This is a genomic window from Spiroplasma endosymbiont of Dactylopius coccus (assembly GCF_977110965.1).
In genome coordinates, this window is sequence record NZ_OZ373019.1 from 649,205 (window position 1) to 668,551 (window position 19,347).

At 22.8% G+C, this 19,347-nt stretch carries 23 protein-coding genes, 1 other RNA gene and 4 pseudogenes; 14 read left to right on the top strand and 14 right to left on the bottom strand.

What is annotated here, in order from left to right:
* The first annotated feature begins 341 nt into the window (after nt 1-341).
* The gene (locus ACXUB0_RS04085) at nt 342-656 is read left to right on the top strand and encodes an HU family DNA-binding protein (RefSeq protein WP_252320859.1); all 315 of its coding nucleotides are present in this window, start codon (nt 342-344) and stop codon (nt 654-656) included.
* Here ACXUB0_RS04085 and ACXUB0_RS04090 read toward each other — a convergent pair.
* The gene (locus ACXUB0_RS04090) at nt 653-1,114 is read right to left on the bottom strand and encodes a Holliday junction resolvase RecU (protein ID WP_252320857.1); all 462 of its coding nucleotides are present in this window, start codon (nt 1,112-1,114) and stop codon (nt 653-655) included. The genes ACXUB0_RS04085 and ACXUB0_RS04090 overlap by 4 nt on opposite strands.
* Nucleotides 1,115-1,190: 76 nt before the next feature.
* Here ACXUB0_RS04090 and ACXUB0_RS04095 point away from each other — a divergent pair, with 76 nt between their 5' ends.
* The 6 genes and pseudogenes from ACXUB0_RS04095 to ACXUB0_RS04120 all read left to right on the top strand — a co-directional run.
* A complete protein-coding gene (locus ACXUB0_RS04095) occupies nt 1,191-1,508 on the top strand; it encodes a DivIVA domain-containing protein (protein ID WP_338959370.1) in 318 nt (105 codons plus the stop codon).
* Between the two features lie 29 nt (nt 1,509-1,537).
* Nucleotides 1,538-1,887: RNase P RNA component class B (rnpB, locus tag ACXUB0_RS04100), an RNA gene on the top strand.
* A 48-nt stretch (nt 1,888-1,935) separates the two neighbouring features.
* Nucleotides 1,936-2,073, top strand: a complete 138-nt coding sequence (locus ACXUB0_RS04105; protein ID WP_458257849.1) for a CinA family protein — start codon at nt 1,936-1,938, stop codon at nt 2,071-2,073.
* Between the two features lie 50 nt (nt 2,074-2,123).
* Complete coding sequence (locus ACXUB0_RS04110) at nt 2,124-2,399, top strand: CinA family protein (RefSeq protein WP_458258792.1); 276 nt, start codon at nt 2,124-2,126, stop codon at nt 2,397-2,399.
* Nucleotides 2,400-2,487: 88 nt separating this feature from the next.
* Nucleotides 2,488-3,277, top strand: a protein-coding gene (locus ACXUB0_RS04115; RefSeq protein ID WP_458257850.1) for an IS5 family transposase whose coding sequence is annotated in 2 segments (ribosomal slippage) — nt 2,488-2,748 and nt 2,750-3,277 — 789 coding nt in all. Because the reading frame shifts where the segments join, the coding sequence is not laid out codon by codon here.
* Nucleotides 3,278-3,319: 42 nt separating this feature from the next.
* Nucleotides 3,320-3,546: pseudogene (locus ACXUB0_RS04120) on the top strand (recombinase RecA); the annotation flags it as partial.
* 375 nt (nt 3,547-3,921) lie between these two features.
* Here ACXUB0_RS04120 and ACXUB0_RS04125 read toward each other — a convergent pair.
* The 3 genes from ACXUB0_RS04125 to ACXUB0_RS04135 all read right to left on the bottom strand — a co-directional run bounded on the left by ACXUB0_RS04125 (nt 3,922) and on the right by ACXUB0_RS04135 (nt 5,835).
* Nucleotides 3,922-4,326: a hypothetical protein gene (locus ACXUB0_RS04125; RefSeq protein WP_458257569.1), complete on the bottom strand. Its 405-nt coding sequence runs from the start codon at nt 4,324-4,326 to the stop codon at nt 3,922-3,924.
* 348 nt (nt 4,327-4,674) lie between these two features.
* Complete coding sequence (locus ACXUB0_RS04130; RefSeq protein WP_458258793.1) at nt 4,675-5,628, bottom strand: Mbov_0401 family ICE element transposase-like protein; 954 nt, start codon at nt 5,626-5,628, stop codon at nt 4,675-4,677.
* A 9-nt stretch (nt 5,629-5,637) separates the two neighbouring features.
* Nucleotides 5,638-5,835: a hypothetical protein gene (locus ACXUB0_RS04135; RefSeq protein WP_458257851.1), complete on the bottom strand. Its 198-nt coding sequence runs from the start codon at nt 5,833-5,835 to the stop codon at nt 5,638-5,640.
* Between the two features lie 73 nt (nt 5,836-5,908).
* Between ACXUB0_RS04135 and ACXUB0_RS04140 the strand changes: the two genes are divergently transcribed.
* The 5 genes and pseudogenes from ACXUB0_RS04140 (at nt 5,909) to ACXUB0_RS04160 (ending at nt 10,644) form a co-directional block, all read left to right on the top strand.
* Nucleotides 5,909-6,175: a hypothetical protein gene (locus ACXUB0_RS04140; protein ID WP_458257852.1), complete on the top strand. Its 267-nt coding sequence runs from the start codon at nt 5,909-5,911 to the stop codon at nt 6,173-6,175.
* Between the two features lie 22 nt (nt 6,176-6,197).
* Nucleotides 6,198-7,319 (top strand): annotated as a pseudogene (locus ACXUB0_RS04145) (IS3 family transposase).
* A gap of 9 nt (nt 7,320-7,328) precedes the next feature.
* The gene (locus tag ACXUB0_RS04150; RefSeq protein WP_458257853.1) at nt 7,329-8,840 is read left to right on the top strand and encodes a hypothetical protein; all 1,512 of its coding nucleotides are present in this window, start codon (nt 7,329-7,331) and stop codon (nt 8,838-8,840) included.
* A 150-nt stretch (nt 8,841-8,990) separates the two neighbouring features.
* Nucleotides 8,991-9,353 (top strand): hypothetical protein, encoded by a 363-nt coding sequence (locus tag ACXUB0_RS04155; protein WP_458257854.1) that lies wholly within the window; start codon nt 8,991-8,993, stop codon nt 9,351-9,353.
* Nucleotides 9,354-9,400: 47 nt separating this feature from the next.
* Nucleotides 9,401-10,644 (top strand): annotated as a pseudogene (locus ACXUB0_RS04160) (IS256 family transposase).
* Nucleotides 10,645-11,078: 434 nt separating this feature from the next.
* Here ACXUB0_RS04160 and ACXUB0_RS04165 read toward each other — a convergent pair.
* The 9 genes from ACXUB0_RS04165 to ACXUB0_RS04205 form a co-directional block, all read right to left on the bottom strand.
* The gene (locus tag ACXUB0_RS04165; RefSeq protein WP_458257855.1) at nt 11,079-11,282 is read right to left on the bottom strand and encodes a hypothetical protein; all 204 of its coding nucleotides are present in this window, start codon (nt 11,280-11,282) and stop codon (nt 11,079-11,081) included.
* A gap of 146 nt (nt 11,283-11,428) precedes the next feature.
* The gene (locus tag ACXUB0_RS04170) at nt 11,429-12,376 is read right to left on the bottom strand and encodes a hypothetical protein (protein WP_458257856.1); all 948 of its coding nucleotides are present in this window, start codon (nt 12,374-12,376) and stop codon (nt 11,429-11,431) included.
* A 247-nt stretch (nt 12,377-12,623) separates the two neighbouring features.
* Complete coding sequence (gene nusB / locus ACXUB0_RS04175; protein ID WP_339046318.1) at nt 12,624-13,028, bottom strand: transcription antitermination factor NusB; 405 nt, start codon at nt 13,026-13,028, stop codon at nt 12,624-12,626.
* Complete coding sequence (locus ACXUB0_RS04180; RefSeq protein ID WP_458257857.1) at nt 12,994-13,362, bottom strand: hypothetical protein; 369 nt, start codon at nt 13,360-13,362, stop codon at nt 12,994-12,996. The genes nusB and ACXUB0_RS04180 overlap by 35 nt, the downstream gene beginning before the upstream one ends.
* 14 nt (nt 13,363-13,376) lie before the next feature.
* Nucleotides 13,377-13,940, bottom strand: a complete 564-nt coding sequence (efp, locus tag ACXUB0_RS04185) for an elongation factor P (RefSeq protein WP_174481165.1) — start codon at nt 13,938-13,940, stop codon at nt 13,377-13,379.
* Nucleotides 13,941-13,942: 2 nt separating this feature from the next.
* Entirely contained in the window at nt 13,943-15,019 is a 1,077-nt protein-coding gene (locus ACXUB0_RS04190; RefSeq protein WP_252320433.1) for a M24 family metallopeptidase, read from the bottom strand.
* 83 nt (nt 15,020-15,102) lie between these two features.
* Nucleotides 15,103-15,252, bottom strand: a complete 150-nt coding sequence (gene rpmG / locus ACXUB0_RS04195) for a 50S ribosomal protein L33 (protein WP_174481164.1) — start codon at nt 15,250-15,252, stop codon at nt 15,103-15,105.
* A 173-nt stretch (nt 15,253-15,425) separates the two neighbouring features.
* On the bottom strand, nt 15,426-15,758 hold the full coding sequence (locus tag ACXUB0_RS04200) for a hypothetical protein (RefSeq protein WP_458257858.1): 333 nt from the start codon (nt 15,756-15,758) through the stop codon (nt 15,426-15,428).
* Complete coding sequence (locus tag ACXUB0_RS04205) at nt 15,743-16,723, bottom strand: hypothetical protein (RefSeq protein ID WP_458257859.1); 981 nt, start codon at nt 16,721-16,723, stop codon at nt 15,743-15,745. The genes ACXUB0_RS04200 and ACXUB0_RS04205 overlap by 16 nt, the downstream gene beginning before the upstream one ends.
* 286 nt (nt 16,724-17,009) lie before the next feature.
* Between ACXUB0_RS04205 and ACXUB0_RS04210 the strand changes: the two genes are divergently transcribed.
* A complete protein-coding gene (locus ACXUB0_RS04210; RefSeq protein ID WP_458257860.1) occupies nt 17,010-17,462 on the top strand; it encodes a hypothetical protein in 453 nt (150 codons plus the stop codon).
* 2 nt (nt 17,463-17,464) lie between these two features.
* On the opposite strand, the gene ACXUB0_RS04215 is transcribed toward ACXUB0_RS04210, so the two are convergent.
* Nucleotides 17,465-17,776, bottom strand: a complete 312-nt coding sequence (locus ACXUB0_RS04215) for a hypothetical protein (RefSeq protein ID WP_458257861.1) — start codon at nt 17,774-17,776, stop codon at nt 17,465-17,467.
* 296 nt (nt 17,777-18,072) lie between these two features.
* Here ACXUB0_RS04215 and ACXUB0_RS04220 point away from each other — a divergent pair.
* A pseudogene (locus tag ACXUB0_RS04220) lies at nt 18,073-19,192 on the top strand (IS3 family transposase).
* Nucleotides 19,193-19,347 lie beyond the last annotated feature (155 nt).

A 19,347-nucleotide genomic window follows, 5' to 3' on the forward strand; every position in this document is an offset into this window, starting at 1 on the left:
CATGTTTTTCTTTTCGTTTTTTTAATAATTATTTTTCATTTTAATATTTTTTCATTTTAATTTTAATTAAATATTTATTTAATATTTTATTATCAGTATTGAAAATTAAATATTATTTTTATTTTTTAACCTTTATAAGTTTAAAAAAAATATTATTCAAATAATTTTATCATTTTTTTAGAAAAAAAATACATTTTATGGTTCACTTTATAAAATGTTATTATATAATTTGATTACAGACCAGTAACATTTTTAAATTGGTTTGAAGATAACGTAGTTATAATAATATCTATAATAGACATTATAATTATAATTCTTAAAACATTAGGAGGAAATTTTTTATGGCAAAAAGTAATTCTAAAACAAAGACAGAAATTATTAAGATAGTGGCGCAAAAGTCTGACGTCACAATTGCCTTAGCGACTAATATTATTGATTTATTTTTTGAAGAGATAAAAGTTGAAGTTGCAAATGGTGGTAAAATTAATATACCAAAATTTGGAATATTTGAAACTATTATTCGTGAAGCAAGAACAGGTCGTAATCCCCAAACTGGTGAATCTATTGTAATTAGTGCTTCTAAAGCACCTAAATTTAAAGCGAGTTCTGAATTTAAAAAACATACTAATCAACAAACAGAAACTTTAGCTTCTTAAATTAAAAATTTTAAAAAATCAAGATAAAATGGATATATAATTTCTAATTTATATCCATTTTGTTCTACTTTTTTATATGTCAGTGCTTTTTTTTGAACTTTTAAAAATTTTAATTTTTCTCAAAAAACTAAAAAAAAGGCATTATGTTCTGAAAAATAAATAATAACAAAACTAATAGCATTAAGATAAAAAGCATTTTCTAAGTATTCAAGTTGATGTTTTTTAAAATTATTTCATGGTAATGTTAAAGACTTAGTACTTTTTGCTTCAAAACAAAAATATTTACCATGATAAACTCCATGATAATCAACATTACTTTTTTCTTTAAAAATTTTATTGTTTTGATATAAAATTGATGGATTTTGTTTAAAAATTAGTGCTTGTTTTTCATTATTTATAATTTCAATAGTATAATTAATTATAGTTTCAAGAAACATTCCACGGTTAGCATAAAACATTATTTTAATTCCCCCTTACATATAGAATATTACTAACTTTGGAATAGTTTTCCTTTTAATTAAAGGAGGTATAAGTATGAATATTTGTAAAAAGGATATTATAGATAAAGAATTTACTGTTGATTATAAAGGCTATGATTCTAAAGAAGTAGATTTATTTCTTGATTTAGTAGCTACTAATTATGAAATACTAGAAGAATTTGTAAATAAACTAAAAAAGCAAAATGCAATTTTAGAAAATAATAATTACAAGTTACTTAAAGAAATTGATGTTTTAAAAACACAAATTTTAGTTTTAAAACAAGAAAAACAAAAATTAGAAGAAAAAGGTGTAGAAAATGTTGATATTATTACGAGGTTAAGCAAATTAGAAAGTATTGTACATGAAGAATAAATATGTTATAATTTTTTTCTAAAAGAATAAAAAATGAGCTAATCGCTGCATTAGTATGTAGAGGAAAGTCCACGCTCGCACTTTCTGCGATGAAAGTAATGTTTGTGTTAGAGAAAACAATAACTCTAAGCAGTAATTCTGACGGCTGACAAAAACCTAAGTTTTTTATTAAATAAGGTTCTAGTCTATAAAAGTGTCATAGAGACGAGTTTTAAGGAAACTTAAAAGCTGGAACGAGATAAACCCCACAAGCGAGAAACCCAAATTTAGGTAGGGGCATTGGTTTATTAGAAATGAATAATAAACCGAACTATTGTTTACAATAGTAGATAAATGGTTAGCACTTGCAAGAAGCAAGAACAGAACGTGGCTTATGATTTTTTTATTCTTTTTTTGTATTGTAAATTATTTGATTGAAGGGTTAAAAATGACTGAACTTTTAGTTTTATTAGATAAATTTAATTTTAGAATTAGTTGTTGTGAAAGTATTACTGGTGGACTTTTTGCTCAAGAGATTACTAGTATTGCTGGTACTTCTAAATATTTTAGTGGTGGTTTTTTATAACGTATACTAATGAATCAAAAATCAATATTGTTAAAATTAAAAAAACAACCATTGAAAAATATGGTGTAATAAGTAAACAATGTGCTATAGAAATGGCTTTAAATACACAAAAAATTTTAAAAACAAATATTGCTATTAGTTTTACTGGAAATGCAGGACCTAATGCTCTAGAAAATAAACCGGTTGGTTTAGTATATGTAGGTATTGTTATCAATGATAATGTTTGATGTGAAGTGTTAAATATTTCAGGTAATAGAAACGAAATTAGATCAACTATAGTAGCAAAAGCAGTAGTTATTTTAAAAAAAATTTTATTAAGTTTTTAAATTTTAAAAAGGAATTATCTTAGAACCTGTTTGGAATCTTTTATAAAATAACGTAAAATTACTATATATTTTAAGATAAGGGGTATATATGCATAAAAATTATCCAAGTCATGTTACTAAAGAACAATTTGAGAACATAAGATCAATTTTAGAAAATAGCAAAAAGAAAACAAAACCAAGAAATTTAGATTTATATGAAGTATTTTGTGCAGTTTTATATGTATTAAAAAGTGGATGTCAATGAAGAATGTTACCAAAAAATTTTCCAAAATGACAAACTGTATATTATTATTTTCAAATTTGAATTAAAAATAGTGATAAAGAACCTAGCACTTGACAAGTAATTTTAAAAAAAATTAGTTAGAAAAGTTCGTATCAATAATGGTAGAAAAGAACAAACTAGTTTTTGTATAATTGATTCACAAAGTGTTAAGAACACAGATACTGCTAAAAATAAAGGTTATGATGCTGGTAAAAAAATTTCAGGAATAAAGCGTCATATTGCTGTTGATTCTCAAGGTTTACCACATACAATTTACATAACCACAGCAGAAAAAACAGATCGTAACAGTGCTATAATAATGATTGAAAATGAAAAAGAAAATTTATCTAAAGTTCAAAAAATACTAGTAGATGCTGGTTATACTGGTGAAAAATTTGCTTTTAAAATCAAAACAATCATAAATGCAAATGTTGAAGTTATCAAACGTAATGAATTACATTCTTTTGTATTATTGCCAAAAAGATGAGTTGTAGAACGAAGTTTTGCATGATTAGAAAAATGCAGAAGATTATGAAAAAATTGTGAAAGAAAATTAAATACTAGCTTACAAATGGTTGTTCTTTCCTTTATTTCAATTTTATTAAAAAGATTTTAAACAGGTTCTTACAGAGTTATTAATATTTTGTAGGGTGATTTTATGGAAATAAATATTAAAGAAAAAGAGCAATTATTAGAAAAGGCCATTAAGCAAATTGAAAAAGAATTTGGCAAAGGTGCTATTATGTTATTAAGTGATAGTAGTATTTTGGCGATATTGAAGTTATTAGTTCAGGAAGTATATTATTAGATGATATTTTAGGTGTTAAAGGTTTTCCAAAAGGTCGTATTATTGAAGTTTATGGACCAGAATCGGCAGGTAAAACTAGGGAGCATACCGAAGATGTCAATAATATTCAAATTTGTCTTAAAATTATAAAGTTAGACGAGAATAATTTTGACTTCAATATGCAATTGTATGTTAATCTTAACACTTGTAAAATATTAGTCAATAATAATACTTACTTTGTCATTATTTAGTAAAAATTTCCTATTAGTTATCGAGTAATAATTTCCCAAAAGTGAAGTTATTTATATAACTTATAATTAATAATAATTCGATTTAAAACAGCCCTAAAAAGGGCTGTTTATTTTTTGAATACTATAAACCATATAAATTTTTAAATCGTTTGAATATGAGCAAATTTGGTTCCTTAAAATTCATTTTAAATATATAAAGATATTGCAATTGCAATATCTTTTTTATAATTTTAGTGAGTTTATTTTAAAACCCTTATAATTTTTATTTTCAAAGCTATTAATTTCAACTTCATCAAACTTTTTTATTTTTAACTTTTCTAAATTTTTGTTATAAATTTCCATTTTTAAATTTGATATTTTTTTTAATTCTTCTTTTATTGAATTAAATTTAATTTCAAAATAATTTACTTTTTGAGAAATAATTCTATGTTCATTTTCATATTTTCTTATTTCATTTCTTATTTTTAATTCATTTTTATTGTTAATATCTTGATTTGTTAAACAGGATATTTTTTTATTTATTTCTTTTTCTTTTCTTTTTTCATTATCTAGCTTTTTCTCCAAACTTCTAAATTCATTACTTAACTTAGAAATTTGATTTTGACTTTCTTGTAATTGTTTATCCATATATTAAAAATCCTTTCAAAATTAGAAACCTAATTGTTTAAAAATAAAACAATTAGGTTTCTAAAACTATTTTTAATTCATATTTATTATATTAATTAAAAATTGGTTTGTAAATAAAAAAGTTCCTATATGAAAACAAGGAACTAAATTTTTAGGGGTTATTTAGAATTTGTGTTTATTTAACAGTGTAACTTTCCAAAATAATTTAATTTTTGATAAATATTTTTGGGAAATTTTCACTCGATATTGACATAATAATACTTACTTTTATAATTCAAAAATTCTTATTAATAGTTACTTTAATAAGTTTTATTTTATTTTTAGTTTTTTAAAATCTTTAATTTTGATTTATAATAACTGGATGGCAGTATTTATTTGATAGCATTTAAAATTAACCATTTTTGTATACATATCAATATTATAAGTTCTATCACCAATCATATGCTTTAAAATTTGTTTAATATTAGTTTCAGTAAAGCAACCAATATTTTCAACTAATGCTTGATTTAGTACACCATCTTTTGCATTAATAAAATAACCAACTTTTAATTTTTTATATTGTAAAGTTAATGATTGTAAAAAATCAATTAGTTCGTCATATTGACCTTTTGCAAATAAATTTATTGCATTTTCATAGTGTAATTTAGCAATTTTATTTTTTCTTCTTCCAGCCATTATACCAAGAAATAAAACATGAAAAGCATGAAATTTATCCAAAATAAATTTAGCATTTAAAATTGTAGCAGTTTTTCTAATTCATTTTGCACTATATCCACAAACTATTAAATTTGCTTGGTCAAAGTTTTCAAAATATAAATTACCATATTTTTTAATTAATTGTGCTGTTTTTTCAGAACCAATTTCTGTTTTTGATACTCTTATTTTACAAACTGCTCTTTTATTAATTAATTTTCCATTTTTCTTTTTACCAGTACAAAATACTATTAATCTCATAGAACATTTTTTACAATTTTTAGTATTGTGTTTTTCATTAAACTTAAATTTTCTATGTCCATCATCAATATTTATATATAAAGTTTGATTTTTTTCTAATACTATTTTAGGGATATTAGCTTTTGGTAATTCAAATTTTTGATATGTTCTACAAACTGTACTAGTACTTATTAAATCTTCAATAAAAGTATCACAAACATCACGATACTTTTTTCCATCAGCAAAAAATTTTAAAATTTGTTTAATAACATTAGGTGCAAGTTTACTATATTTTTTAACACCAAGATAATTATCTAGCAATGAAACAAATTCATTTTTTTGTGTTTTTTGGTTATATTTTGTACAAATACGTCGTTTTTAATTTAATAAACCTTTTTTTGCTTTTAATTTTCGTTTTCTAAATCTATATGATTTATATTCAGATTTATCACAGGTACTTCATAAATAATCATCTATTTTTGTAAATAATTCTTCTGTTTGTTTTAAACTTAATTCATCTTGATTAAAATCATGTTTATCTCAATCAAAATGATTAGAGAATGGTAATATAAACATTTTTTAATGTTCCTTTCTAAATTTTGTTTGTTATAATTTAATTGTATTACTTATAAAAATTAGGGAGTAAAATGTGGCTTTTATTAGTAGTTATGCACAACTGAATAAAAAATATAATCTTAATTTTAGTGATAATAATTATGGTTTTAGTTGAGATATTTTTAAACAATTTGTTGGTGATGAATGAGCAGAATTTTTCACTACTAATTGTTTTTATCGTTTTATACCAACAGCACGTGGAACAAGAAAAACTTGAAACTGCTTAGCATTTGATTTATTTATATGTTGGATGGGTTACACTTTATTGGACACTAATTACGTAGACAAGTGAACAAATTAGTGAAAAGAAAGGAAGTATAATTATGGCCAATATTAACTCATATTCAGATGAATTTAAAAAACAAATAGTAGCTTTATATCAAAGCGGTAAGTCAGTGTCTTGTCTTGCTAAAGAGTACAATGTTACAAGAGCAGCTACTTATAATTGAATTAAGCAATTTACTAATTCAGGTAGTTTTAAAACTAAAGATAATCGTTCTGTTGAAGAAAATGAATTAATTAAATTAAGAAAAGAATTAAAACAATTAAGAATGGAAAATGATATTTTAAAGCAAGCAGCACTAATAATAGGCAGAAAGTAGAAATTATTGCTAAAAATAAAGTTAAATATAAAATTCGCACAATGTGTCGTTTTTTGAAAATATCTAAATCAACATATTATTTTAACTTAAAGAAAAAAGAAAATAAAATCAAAAATAATATGTATGATGAAGCTGTTATTAGTGCTTTTAAAGAAAATAAAGAAGTTTATGGTACTAGAAGATTAAAAAAAATTTTAGAAAACCAAGAAATTTATTTATCACGCAGAAAAATTAAAGAAATTATGAATAAGCATAATTTAATATCAAAATACACTAAATTATCATTCAAAAATCATCATAATAAAGTCAATAATAGTCAAATAACCAATCTTGTTAATAGAAACTTTAATAATAGGGTTAAAAATGAAGTTATTGTTAGTGATTTAACTTACGTTCAAGTTAATGGTAAATGAAACTATATTTGCCTATTAATAGACCTATTTAACCGAGAAATTATTGGACATAGTGTTGGAGTTAAAAAAGGATGCATTACTAGTATATCAAGCATTTATGCAATCAAATCGCTGTTTAAAAGATATCCAAATATTTCATAGTGATCGAGGTAATGAATTTAACAATAAAATTATTAATAATCTTTTATTAGCATTCAATATTACTCGATCTTTAAGCAAAAAAGGTTGTCCTTATGATAATGCTGTTGCTGAAGCAACTTTTAAAACTTTCAAAACTGAATTTATTAATGATAAAAATTTTACATCATTAATCCAATTAAAATTAGAATTATTTGATTATATCAATTGATACAACAACATAAGAATCCACAGCACTTTAAACTACTTAACTCCTATCAAATATCAAGAACAAGTGTCTACCAAAAAATAGTCCTAAAAAGTGTTGCCATTCCAATGTTGTAATTTTAGTAATAGTAGTGTTCAAGAAGTAAGACGATATGAAAATACTCATAGTGAAACTACAATTGGTGCTTTAATGAATGTTTGTCAAGTTTTATTAGATACATATAATATTAATTTATTACCTAATAATACACATGGTATTAAATGAAAAATAACCAAAGATGGTGGATGTATTATTTTTCCTAATAATCAACAAATTGATTTTATTGGTTATGCTAATGGTAATAAAATTTTTGGAAAAGAAGCGGGTGGGTCAAGTTTTTTGGGTTCACGTACTGATGAAATAATAATGGCAGAAGAAAAAGAAACACTAACAGAAAAGCAATTAACATATAGATATGAGCGTTTACAAAATTCTATGTTTAGAAGTAATCGTATTAAAGTTTCAAATGAACCAATTAAAGAATGAAGTTGAACTTTTATTGATAAAAATATATATAGTCCTACTTTTGGAAAATTAATTACTCGTTATTTTTATAAAAGTTTCTTTATTACTTTTACATGTAATCCTTATGATAAATATCATCCATTTTATTTAAAATACTGTACGCCATTTTTGCCATTAAATGATGAAATAACGAAAAATCTTAAAAAAATTGGTAAAGTTTATTATGAAAATAAAGACATGTTTAGTGGTTTAGGCTTATTTATTTTAAGATTTACTATTAAACCATTTTGAAAAAAATTACCTGAAATTCAACAAAGAACATTATTAGAAATGGAAAAAAGTAATCCTGATGAATTTAATACTGTTTTTTATGGTTTTGAATTTTTAGATAGTGACGCAACAATTTTTCCATTTCAAAAAACTGTAAAATATTGACAATCATATGATTTAAAACAATTTTATAATCAAGAAAAAGATATGTATAAATTTGATTTTTATAGTATTGGTATTGATTGAGCTACGGGACCAAAAGACCATACTGTATTTATGGTAGTTGCTTTTAAAGAATATAATAATACTGGTTATTATGATGCTTATATTATTTGTGAATTAGTAGTTACACCGAATGATTTTATTAATGAAAATGAAAAAATTAATGCTTATGTTAATGAAATTTTAGGGTTAATGGATAATTTTGAAAATTTTGAACAAGCAATTTATTTTTATGATGATAAAGCAAGAACAGCAATAGATTGATTAAATCAAAAATTAATAGATGAACATAATACTATTTTAATAATACAAACTGCAATTAAACATGCTTCAAATTTAAATCAAGAAGCAGGATTAACTAATAGAGTAGTTTGAATGAGAAATATTATGAGTTATGGAAATTTTTATGCAAATAAAAATGATTTACCAAAAACTACTCAATGTTTAGAAGAATTACGTTATGACCAAACAAAAACTAACATTCCTGATAAAAATATGTATCAAGACCCATATGATGCTTTGTTTTATGCACTATATCCATACAAAAATGTAATTAGGGGTAAAAATAATGCTAGTGTGAAAAAAAGCATCTTCACATTTGCTATATAATAAACAAGTTGAATATCATTAATAGTATAGGTATCACAAAATAAACGCCTTTAATTTAGGCGTTATTTTGCATTTAAAAGCATACTTGTAAAAATAATCAAAAATAGTACAATTTATAAGTAAAATCAAGGAAAAAAGGAGAAATTTAAAATGAAAACATGAATAAAAACAAATTTAAGTAAAATTACATTAGCATTAGCACTAACTGGTGCTACAACTGGAACAATAGGATTAATCATGGGGGTGCTTACCCATAATCTTAGTGGACTTAAATATTATTTAAATTCATATAAAGAACCTATAATGGGTGTTCAAAAAATATGAATGTCTGACATTCATAATATTTCAGTTTCTATAAAAAGTGAATTTAAAATATATTTTGCTGATAGTCCTAAAAAAACAAAATTTTATAATGGAGGAAATAACATCGAAAGAACAGATATACCATGAGATGGTAATTATCCTGATGGGTATTTGGTAATGTTTAGTAATCTGTGTAACTTACAAAAATAACTATGTTTAATTAATTCTATAATAAACCTAGAAAGAGTGAATTACAGATGGCTAAAAAGCAAAATATTAATAATAATGATCCAATATCAAAAGCAGTAGATTTATTATTAGAAAATACTGAAGATTTAACAACAGTTTTTAAAGAGGGAGGTTTGTATAAAGAATTAACAAAAAGATTAGTAGAAAAAATGTTGAATTCTGAGATGCAAAATTATTTAGGATATGATAAGAATCAACATAGTAATAGTGACAATGCTCGTAATGGTATAAGTTCAAAAAAATTAATAACTCAACAAGGTAAAATTGAGATTGATGTACCACGAGATCGCAATAGTAATTTTAATCCTGTAATAATTGCAAAAAGACAAAGAAGATTTGATGGTTTTGATCAACAAGTTCTTTCTTTATATGCAAAAGGTATGACATTATCAGATATTAGAATGCAATTACAAGAGTTATATCATGGTGCTGATATTAGTGAAAGTGTTATTAGTCAAATTACTGATGATGTTATTGATGATGTAAAAGCATGGCAAAATCGACCATTAGATAGTATTTATCCGATTGTTTATTTTGATTGCATAGTAGTTAAAATACGACAAGATAAACGCATTATTAACAAATCTGTGTATATAGCTTTAGGAGTTGATTTAGAAGGTAAAAAAGATGTTTTAGGCTTATGAATTAGTGAAAATGAAGGTTCTAAATTTTGATTAGCCAATTTCACAGAAATGAAAAATCGAGGCTTAAATGATATTCTTATTGCTTGTAGTGATAATTTAACAGGAATGTCAGAAGCAATACAATCAGTTTATCCTAAAACAGAACATCAATTATGCATCGTTCATCAAATTAGAAATAGTTTGAAATATGTCTCATATAAGCATAGAAAATCTCTAGTTGCAGATTTAAAACCAATTTATACTGCATGTAGTGAAGAACAAGCAATGCAGGCTTTAGAAACATTTGAAAATAATTGAAATAAACAATATCCTCAAATTGCTAAATCTTGATATAAAAATTGAGAAAATTTGATAGTTTTTATTAGTTATCCAACAGAAATTAAAAGAGTAATTTATACCACAAATGCTATTGAATCTGTTAATAGTCAATTACGAAAAGTTATCAGAAATAAAAAAGTTTTTCCTAATGATATGGAAGAATTGAAAATATTTTATTTAGCAATTGAAAATATAACAAAAAAATGAACAATGCCCTGCCCATTCAAAATTGAAATACAGCAATTGCTCATTTTATGATAAAATTTGAAGATAGAATTAATCTTAACTAGTACTTTGTAAAACAAAGATACACAGATTTCTAAAAAGCCTCTTAATAAATTTTTAATATCAAGTTCAAGTAAATCAATTTTATCTAATATTTCTTTATTTTTTTCTTCAAAATCAAATATTTTTTGTTCTAAATCCTTAATTTGAATTACTGAGAAACTAATACTATCAAATAATTCTGTATCACCATCTTCTTCAAAAGGATTTTTCTTAGATGGATATTTAGATGGATATATAGAATGTTCTAATTCTTCAAAGTTTTTATTTTTTAAAATAAAATCTAATTGTTCAAATATTTCTTTATATCTCTTAACTTTATTTTCATATAACTGACCTTGTAAATCAATAATTTCTTTTAAAATATTTAATTTTGAATTTTTAAATGGTTGTGCATTTTTTTCATTTTCATCAATTTCTTCTATTAAAGTTTTTATATTTAATTCTGTTTCTTTAATTTGTTTATTAATATTTGAAAATAGTTGTATTTTTTTGATTTTTTTAGTTTTTTTAAACGTTTAATTTTATTTTCTAAAGATTCAATTTGTTCAACTATTTCTTCACTTTTTTTCTCAATAAAAAATATTTCTTTATCCAAGTCTTCTTTTGCTTTTTTTAATATATTAATTTTTTCAATTAACATTTTTTTCTCCTTTAAAAATTAAAAAACCCATTTACTTATAAATAAAGCAATAGGTTAAAAACTATATTTAGTTTATAAAGTAAATATAGTTACTTTTTTATTTTTAATTATTATTTTTTTCACTAATATGTTTTAAAAAAAGTATTTTAACTAGTTAAAATACTTTGTTGTAAAATAGGAGGTACTGTAGAAAAACTTTTCGCAAAATTATTTATTAAATTTTGACTAAAACAACAACTTCCAAATATTTTAGCATCTTCTTCTTCCACTGATTTAGAAAGTACTTCAATATCACTGCCATCATCATCTTCATTAAAAGTACTATCGCTACTTGAAGATGTTATTGTAATTTCTTCTTCTGGTATATCTGATAATTGTCTTTCAAAATTGATACTGCTTGACTTTGAATATATTTTTAGATTATCATTTTCTTGTTCTAATTCAGAAAGTACTTCAATATCACTATCATCATCACTATTATATCCAGAAGAATTTTGTTCTAATGAAGAATCATTATTAATAGGAACTACTATTTTTTTTGCTATTTGATTTTTTAAATTATCTAACTGTTGAAAAAATTCTTTATTAATTTTAATTAATCGATTGTTAACAAAAAATAAGTTTTTTAAAAGAATATTAGTTTTTTTAATAATTTTTAATTTTTTAATTTTTAACAATTTAATAATATTTTTATTATTATTTATCCTTTGTTTCAAATATTCTCTATTAATTTTTATTTCTTTAATTTGCTTATCAATATTTTTATTTTTATAATATTTAAAAATACCAAAAGTAAATACATTTAAAAAAGTTAGTTTTCAATTTTTTTGGTTTTTTTGTTTTTCTAGAACTTTAATATTTTTTTCTAATACTTTAATTTCTCCAATTAATTTTATATTTTTATCTTCTTCATCAAATATTTGTCAAGTTAATTCATTAATTTCTTCATCTAATGTAAAAAATTCCTCCTCTTTGATTAATGAAATATTCAATTTTAATTCTGTATTTTTTTTATCAATATAAGATATTTTTTCATCTAATTCTTTAATTTCTTTATCTAATATTAAAAAAGATTCTTCTTTAGTTAATGGCATATATACTTCTCCTTTTTAAAAACAAAAGAACCCATTTGCTTTAAAAAAAACAATGGAAAAACTTATATTAAGTTTATTAAAGTATATTATACTTTATTTTTTTATTTTTTAACTATTAATTTTTAAAAAATAGTTATATTGAACAAAAATATTGGATTATAAAATAAAAAACTATCTTTAAAATAATATAGTATATTTATATTAGAAATATAGTTATTAACTAAATTCAATCATATACTAGTTATAATTACTTATTTATTTTATCTAAAACACCATTAATGTATTTATAAGCATCATTTGGACAATAAGCTTTAGTTATAATAATAGCTTCATTAATAATAATTTTTTTATCTGTTTTAGTATGGACAATTTCATACACTGCTAAAATTAAAATTGCTTGTTCAATTGGTTTTAAATTTTCAAAATCTCATCCTTGTTTTAAATTATTATTGATTAAATCTATTAAATCATATTCATAATCAATTATTTTATTTAATATCTCGCATTGTTCAGTAATTAAACTCTTACCTTCTTCTTCAAAAAGAAATTGTTTAAACGCTTGTTGTGATTGGCCTTCAAGGAAATATTGATATAATACTTCCATCATGCCAATTCTTTTATGATGCTGGGTTATCTTCTTTTGTTCTTGCATTGTTGATTTCTACTTCCTTAGTTTGAGCAATAAATATTATATGAATATTTAATAAAAATAAATTTAAATCTGATTCAGTACGTCTTAAAATTAAATTATTAATTTTATTTTTTAAATTTACTAAATCTTCATTTGGATTAACAATTAATTTTATTCGGACAACAATATTATTATTAATAGCAGTAATATCATTTGTTTCTAACATTAGAACTTCAACATCTTCTAATGTTAATTGATAGTTATCATTAATTAATAACATATAAATAAATTTTTTAATAACTAACGAAGATAATTTTAATGTTCCAACTTTACTTTCTTCAATAAGTATTTCCATAATATTCACCTTTCTTAAGCGCGAGTTTTGTATTTCCCTTCATCTGTACTTACTACAATTTTATCACCATTATTAATAAACATTGGTACTTGTAATTGTAAACCAGTTTCTAAAATAGCTGTTTTTGTCGTATTAGAAACACTATTTCCCTTTACTCCTGGTGGAGCATCAACAACCGCTAATACTACCGAAGGAGGTAAATCAATACCTAATATTTCTAAATTTTTATAAACCCTTAATGATACTTCATTACCAGGAACTAAAAATTTTTTTTCTCATGATAAGCGTGATTGATCAATCCTAATTTCATTATAATCTTCATTATCCATAAAAACTGAATACATACCATCATCATAACTATAAATTGCTGGTCGTTTATCAATAATAGCTGGATAAACTGTATCACCACCAGTAAAAGTAATACTAATAATAGCTTGTGTTCTTAAATTTTTTGCTTTTACTTTCACATGCGCTTGTCCACGTCCACTTTTAGAATGTGCTGATTCAATAACTATTAAAATATCAGTTTTATTATGTAAAAAAGTAATTCCTGGTTTAAAATCATTAACGTTAATCATTTTTATTTTTTCTCCTTTCAAATATCAATTTCACGAGATGATTTTGTTAAAATTTGATAACCATCTTTGGTAACTAAAATATCATCTTCAATTCTAACACCACCTAAATTAGGAATATAAATACCTGGTTCAACAGTAATAACCATTCCCGGAACTAAAATAGTAGATTCATTTTTAATAACTCAAGGTGATTCATGAATTTCAATACCAAGTCCATGACCAGTACCATGAGTAAAATATTGTTCATAACCCTTTTCTTTAATATATTCTCTACAAATCTTATCAATTTCACCAATAGCTATACCCGGCTTTACAGCCTTAATTCCTGCCATTTGTGCTGACTTAACTATTTCATGAATTTCAATTAATTTTGGATTAACTTTACCAATCGCAAAAGTTCTAGTCATATCTGAACAAAAACCTTCATATACACAACCAAAATCACAAGTAATTAACTCATTATTGCCAATTTTTTTATTACTGGCTTTACCATGAGGCATTGCTCCTCTTTCTCCAGAAGCAACAATAGTATCAAATGATGCTTTTGTTGCACCATTTTTAACAAATGAACGTAATATTATATCTTCAACATCTTTTTCACTAACACCAGGTCGGATAAAGTTTAAAACTTCATTAAAAGCCAAATCACCAATAGCACAAGCTTTTGCAATTCGTGCAATTTCGATTTCATCTTTAATCATTCTTAGTGAACTAACATAAATTGGAACAAATTCAATATCTTTAATTTCTTGCTTTCAACTTTCTAGTTGAGCAATAGTAATATATTCTGCTTCAAAACCAATTTTTTTAATTTTTTGTGATTTTAATAAATCTTTCAATGAAGAAAAAATATTACTAAATTGAATGCATTTAACATTTTTGGCATTTTCTTTTCCCTCAGTAATATATCTTCCATCTAATAATAAATTTGCATCATTTTTGCTAATCAATAAATAACCTAACGTTGAAATAAAATCACTATATCAAAAGCGATTTTCTGGAGAATAAAATAACATAGCATCTATTTTATTTTTGGTTAATATTGTTTCAATAATTTCTTTTTTATTTAAATTTTTCATTTTAAATTCAATCCTTTTAATAAATCATTAATTAATAACTAAGTATATTGTACTGCAAATTAAAGAAAAGAAATAAGTTTTACTTATTTCTTTTCTTTATGTAGTGTATGTTGATTACAACGAGAACAATGTTTTTTTGTTTCTAATTTTTCAGGCTTAGTTTTTTTATTACGATCAGCAATATAATTTTCTTCTTTGCAAACTTCACATCTTAAAGTTAATCCATCACGCATTGTGCGCCTCCTTAATAATAATTGAGTTATATACAATACAATATTATTGCATAATTAAATAGTTAGTTCAATTAAATAAAGGAATTATTTTTAAACTTCCTTATATGAAAAAATGTTACTAATATTAAAAATAAAAAATATCAGTAACTAGGTAATTATTTAAATAATATTATTTAAAACACTTGATATCAATATAAGTCATCAGTTTTATACTGTGTAAAAATACTAACTGTTTTATTATATCTATTAATTTCGCCATTCATTCCATCAGGAATACTTTTAGTATTAACTTCTAAATTCTCAATTTTGTTTATATTTGCATCAATATTAAGAACATAATTTGTATTATTTAATGTTTTAACGAAAAAATTAGTTGAAGATTTACCCTTATTTTCTTGATTATTTAATAATTTTATTTCACTTATTTCATTAGTTAAATTAATTGTTTTTAATACAACTAATTCATTTTCAGAATTAAGATTTCTCTCAATTATTCTAACTGTCATTTTTTTTGTCGATCAAATAAAAGTAATAATTGACTATTAATATTCAATAAATCATAATCATCAGAAATTTCAAAATTATATTTTCCTTTAATGACTTGACCTGATGAATCAATAATTTGAATATTTTTACTATCTGATTTTAAAATATATGTTTTACTATTTAATCTAATAATATCAATTCCATAAAGATCTAATTCAGAATATGTATTACTTACATAATCATAAATTAATACTTGATTATTATCATCTTTAATTACTCAAACTTCCCTATTAGTTTTAAAAAAATATTTTGCTGTTCACGATAATTTATTAATAGTAAAATTGGAATTACTTATTAAAAGACTATAGTCTCCATTATCTGACTTAATAATAACTTCATCATCACGAATATAGTTAATTTCTTTTATTGCATGAAACAAAGAAACAAATTTTAATGGCATTAATTTTTGATCTTTTATTTCTCCAAGAGTAAGTATAGTGTGATTTAAAATTTTTGTTTCAATTAAAAATTTTGTATTACTAATTGCTGTTACTTTGCCATAAAGATTAAATTCTTTAAATATTTCTATTTTTAATGAAGTTAAAACATCATTAGAAGTTAATAAATACAGGTTTTTGGTAGATTTTTCTGTTAAAATTCCGTAATTTCCTCCTTGACCATTAGTGAATTCAGTGAATCTTATATGATCAGGATTAGAAATTTCTTGAAACTTCTTATCTTTATCTAAAAATCATAATTGATTTCCATTAATCACTAAACCAAGATTATTATTAAAAAAATAAAATTTACCTTTTTTATTCAAATTAATTAAAGAAATATCATCTTTATTTTGTTGAAGATTACATTTTAAATCTTGTAACTGATTAGCATTCGTACCTATATTATTAGTATTTAAAATAATACTTAAACTGCTAACAGTTGTTGCAAGTGTTAAAACACTTAATGTTTTTAATAATGCTTTCATGATGAAAACCCCCTTTTTTCCCCATTAACTTCTTAAATTTAAGAAGTTAATTACATTTTAATTTTCAAAAAAAATAAATGCAATAAAAAATTAAGGGAGATTGTCAAAAATCCGGAATAAATTACTTCATACACAGTCTTATTATATTTCAGACAAGAAATAATTTGGATTTTTATGAAATTGTATTTAAATAATATAATTTTTTTAAATTAAATGCAACTAAAATACTTATAATTAAATTTAGTAAGTGCCAAACTTATGGAATAAAATTAAGGAGAATTTAAAGATGACAATTAAAAAACTGAAAAAATTACAGTTAATAACTGTATCATTATTTATTTTAACTATTTTAACTTTAATTATAGGATTGTGATTAATAGGTTTATTTCATGGAAAAGAAGTAGTAATCTCGAAAGATATTTCTTTACATAAAATTTTAAAAAAAATATTTAAATATAATGGTTTTATATTATGAAGTAAATATAGTTTATATTATATTCTAAGTAATAATAATATTTCTCTTAAAAATTTTGGAAACTATTATACTGTTCATAATTATTATCATTATTCTTTATTACAATTTAAAATTGGAATTATTTTTTGCGAGATTTTAGTACCAATTTTAATATTTATAACTATATTATTAATTTTATGAATAATTTATTTAAAAATAAAAAATAAAAATTTTTGAGACTTTATTGCAAATTGTGAAATAATCAATAATTACTATATTCATTAAAACTATGTTTCTAAATTTGTCTTATTACATTTAAAAATAACCATTTTAATATAAATTAAAATATTATATGTTCTATTACCAAGCATTTCTTTTAAAACATGTCAAATATTAGTTTCTGTAAAGCAACCAATATTTCACTTTGCACTTTGATTTTCAATACCTTGTTTATTATTTTTAAAATATTTTTTCTTTAATTTTTTATGATTATCTAATTCTTTATATAAAAAATCAATTAATTGTTCGTATTGCCCATTATTAATTAAATTTTTACAGTGATTATATTCTTTTAAATATTTTCCTTTATTGCCAGCCATTATTCCAAGATATAATGTTCTAATTAAATGAAATTTATCTAAAACAAACTGGGCACCTAAATAATCAGCAATTTCTTTAATTCATCCTGCACTATCACCACAAATAATATTTTTTGCTTGTTCAATATTTTCATAAAATTTTTGACAATGTTCTTTAACAAATTCAGCAGTTTTTTTAACACCAATTGCTGTTCTTGTTGGTCTTATAATTGCTGGAGGCTGGATGGGTTACACTTTATTGGACACTAATTACGTAGACAAGTGAACAAATTAGTGAAAAGAAAGGAAGTATAATTATGGCCAATATTAACTCATATTCAGATGAATTTAAAAAACAAATAGTAGCTTTATATCAAAGCGGTAAGTCAGTGTCTTGTCTTGCTAAAGAGTACAATGTTACAAGAGCAGCTACTTATAATTGAATTAAGCAATTTACTAATTCAGGTAGTTTTAAAACTAAAGATAATCGTTCTGTTGAAGAAAATGAATTAATTAAATTAAGAAAAGAATTAAAACAATTAAGAATGGAAAATGATATTTTAAAGCAAGCAGCACTAATAATAGGCAGAAAGTAGAAATTATTGCTAAAAATAAAGTTAAATATAAAATTCGCACAATGTGTCGTTTTTTGAAAATATCTAAATCAACATATTATTTTAACTTAAAGAAAAAAGAAAATAAAATCAAAAATAATATGTATGATGAAGCTGTTATTAGTGCTTTTAAAGAAAATAAAGAAGTTTATGGTACTAGAAGATTAAAAAAATTTTAGAAAACCAAGAAATTTATTTATCACGCAGAAAAATTAAAGAAATTATGAATAAGCATAATTTAATATCAAAATACACTAAATTATCATTCAAAAATCATCATAATAAAGTCAATAATAGTCAAATAACCAATCTTGTTAATAGAAACTTTAATAATAGGGTTAAAAATGAAGTTATTGTTAGTGATTTAACTTACGTTCAAGTTAATGGTAAATGAAACTATATTTGCCTATTAATAGACCTATTTAACCGCGAAATTATTGGACATAGTGTTGGAGTTAAAAAAGATGCATTACTAGTATATCAAGCATTTATGCAATCAAATCGCTGTTTAAAAGATATCCAAATATTTCATAGTGATCGAGGTAATGAATTTAACAATAAAATTATTAATAATCTTTTATTAGCATTCAATATTACTCGATCTTTAAGCAAAAAAGGTTGTCCTTATGATAATGCTGTTGCTGAAGCAACTTTTAAAACTTTCAAAACAGAATTTATTAATGATAAAAATTTTACATCATTAATCCAATTAAAATTAGAATTATTTGATTATATCAATTGATACAACAACATAAGAATCCACAGCACTTTAAACTACTTAACTCCTATCAAATATCAAGAACAAGTGTCTACCAAAAAATAGTCCTAAAAAGTGTTGCCATTCCATTTCCAATTCGCTCCCACCCCAAGAATTACCATTACTGGTTAGTATAATTTATTAGGCATCATCCACTTTTTATTTATTCATGCAAGTCCACATACTAGCTACTATTTTTAACAACTGTGTTGTAGTTCACT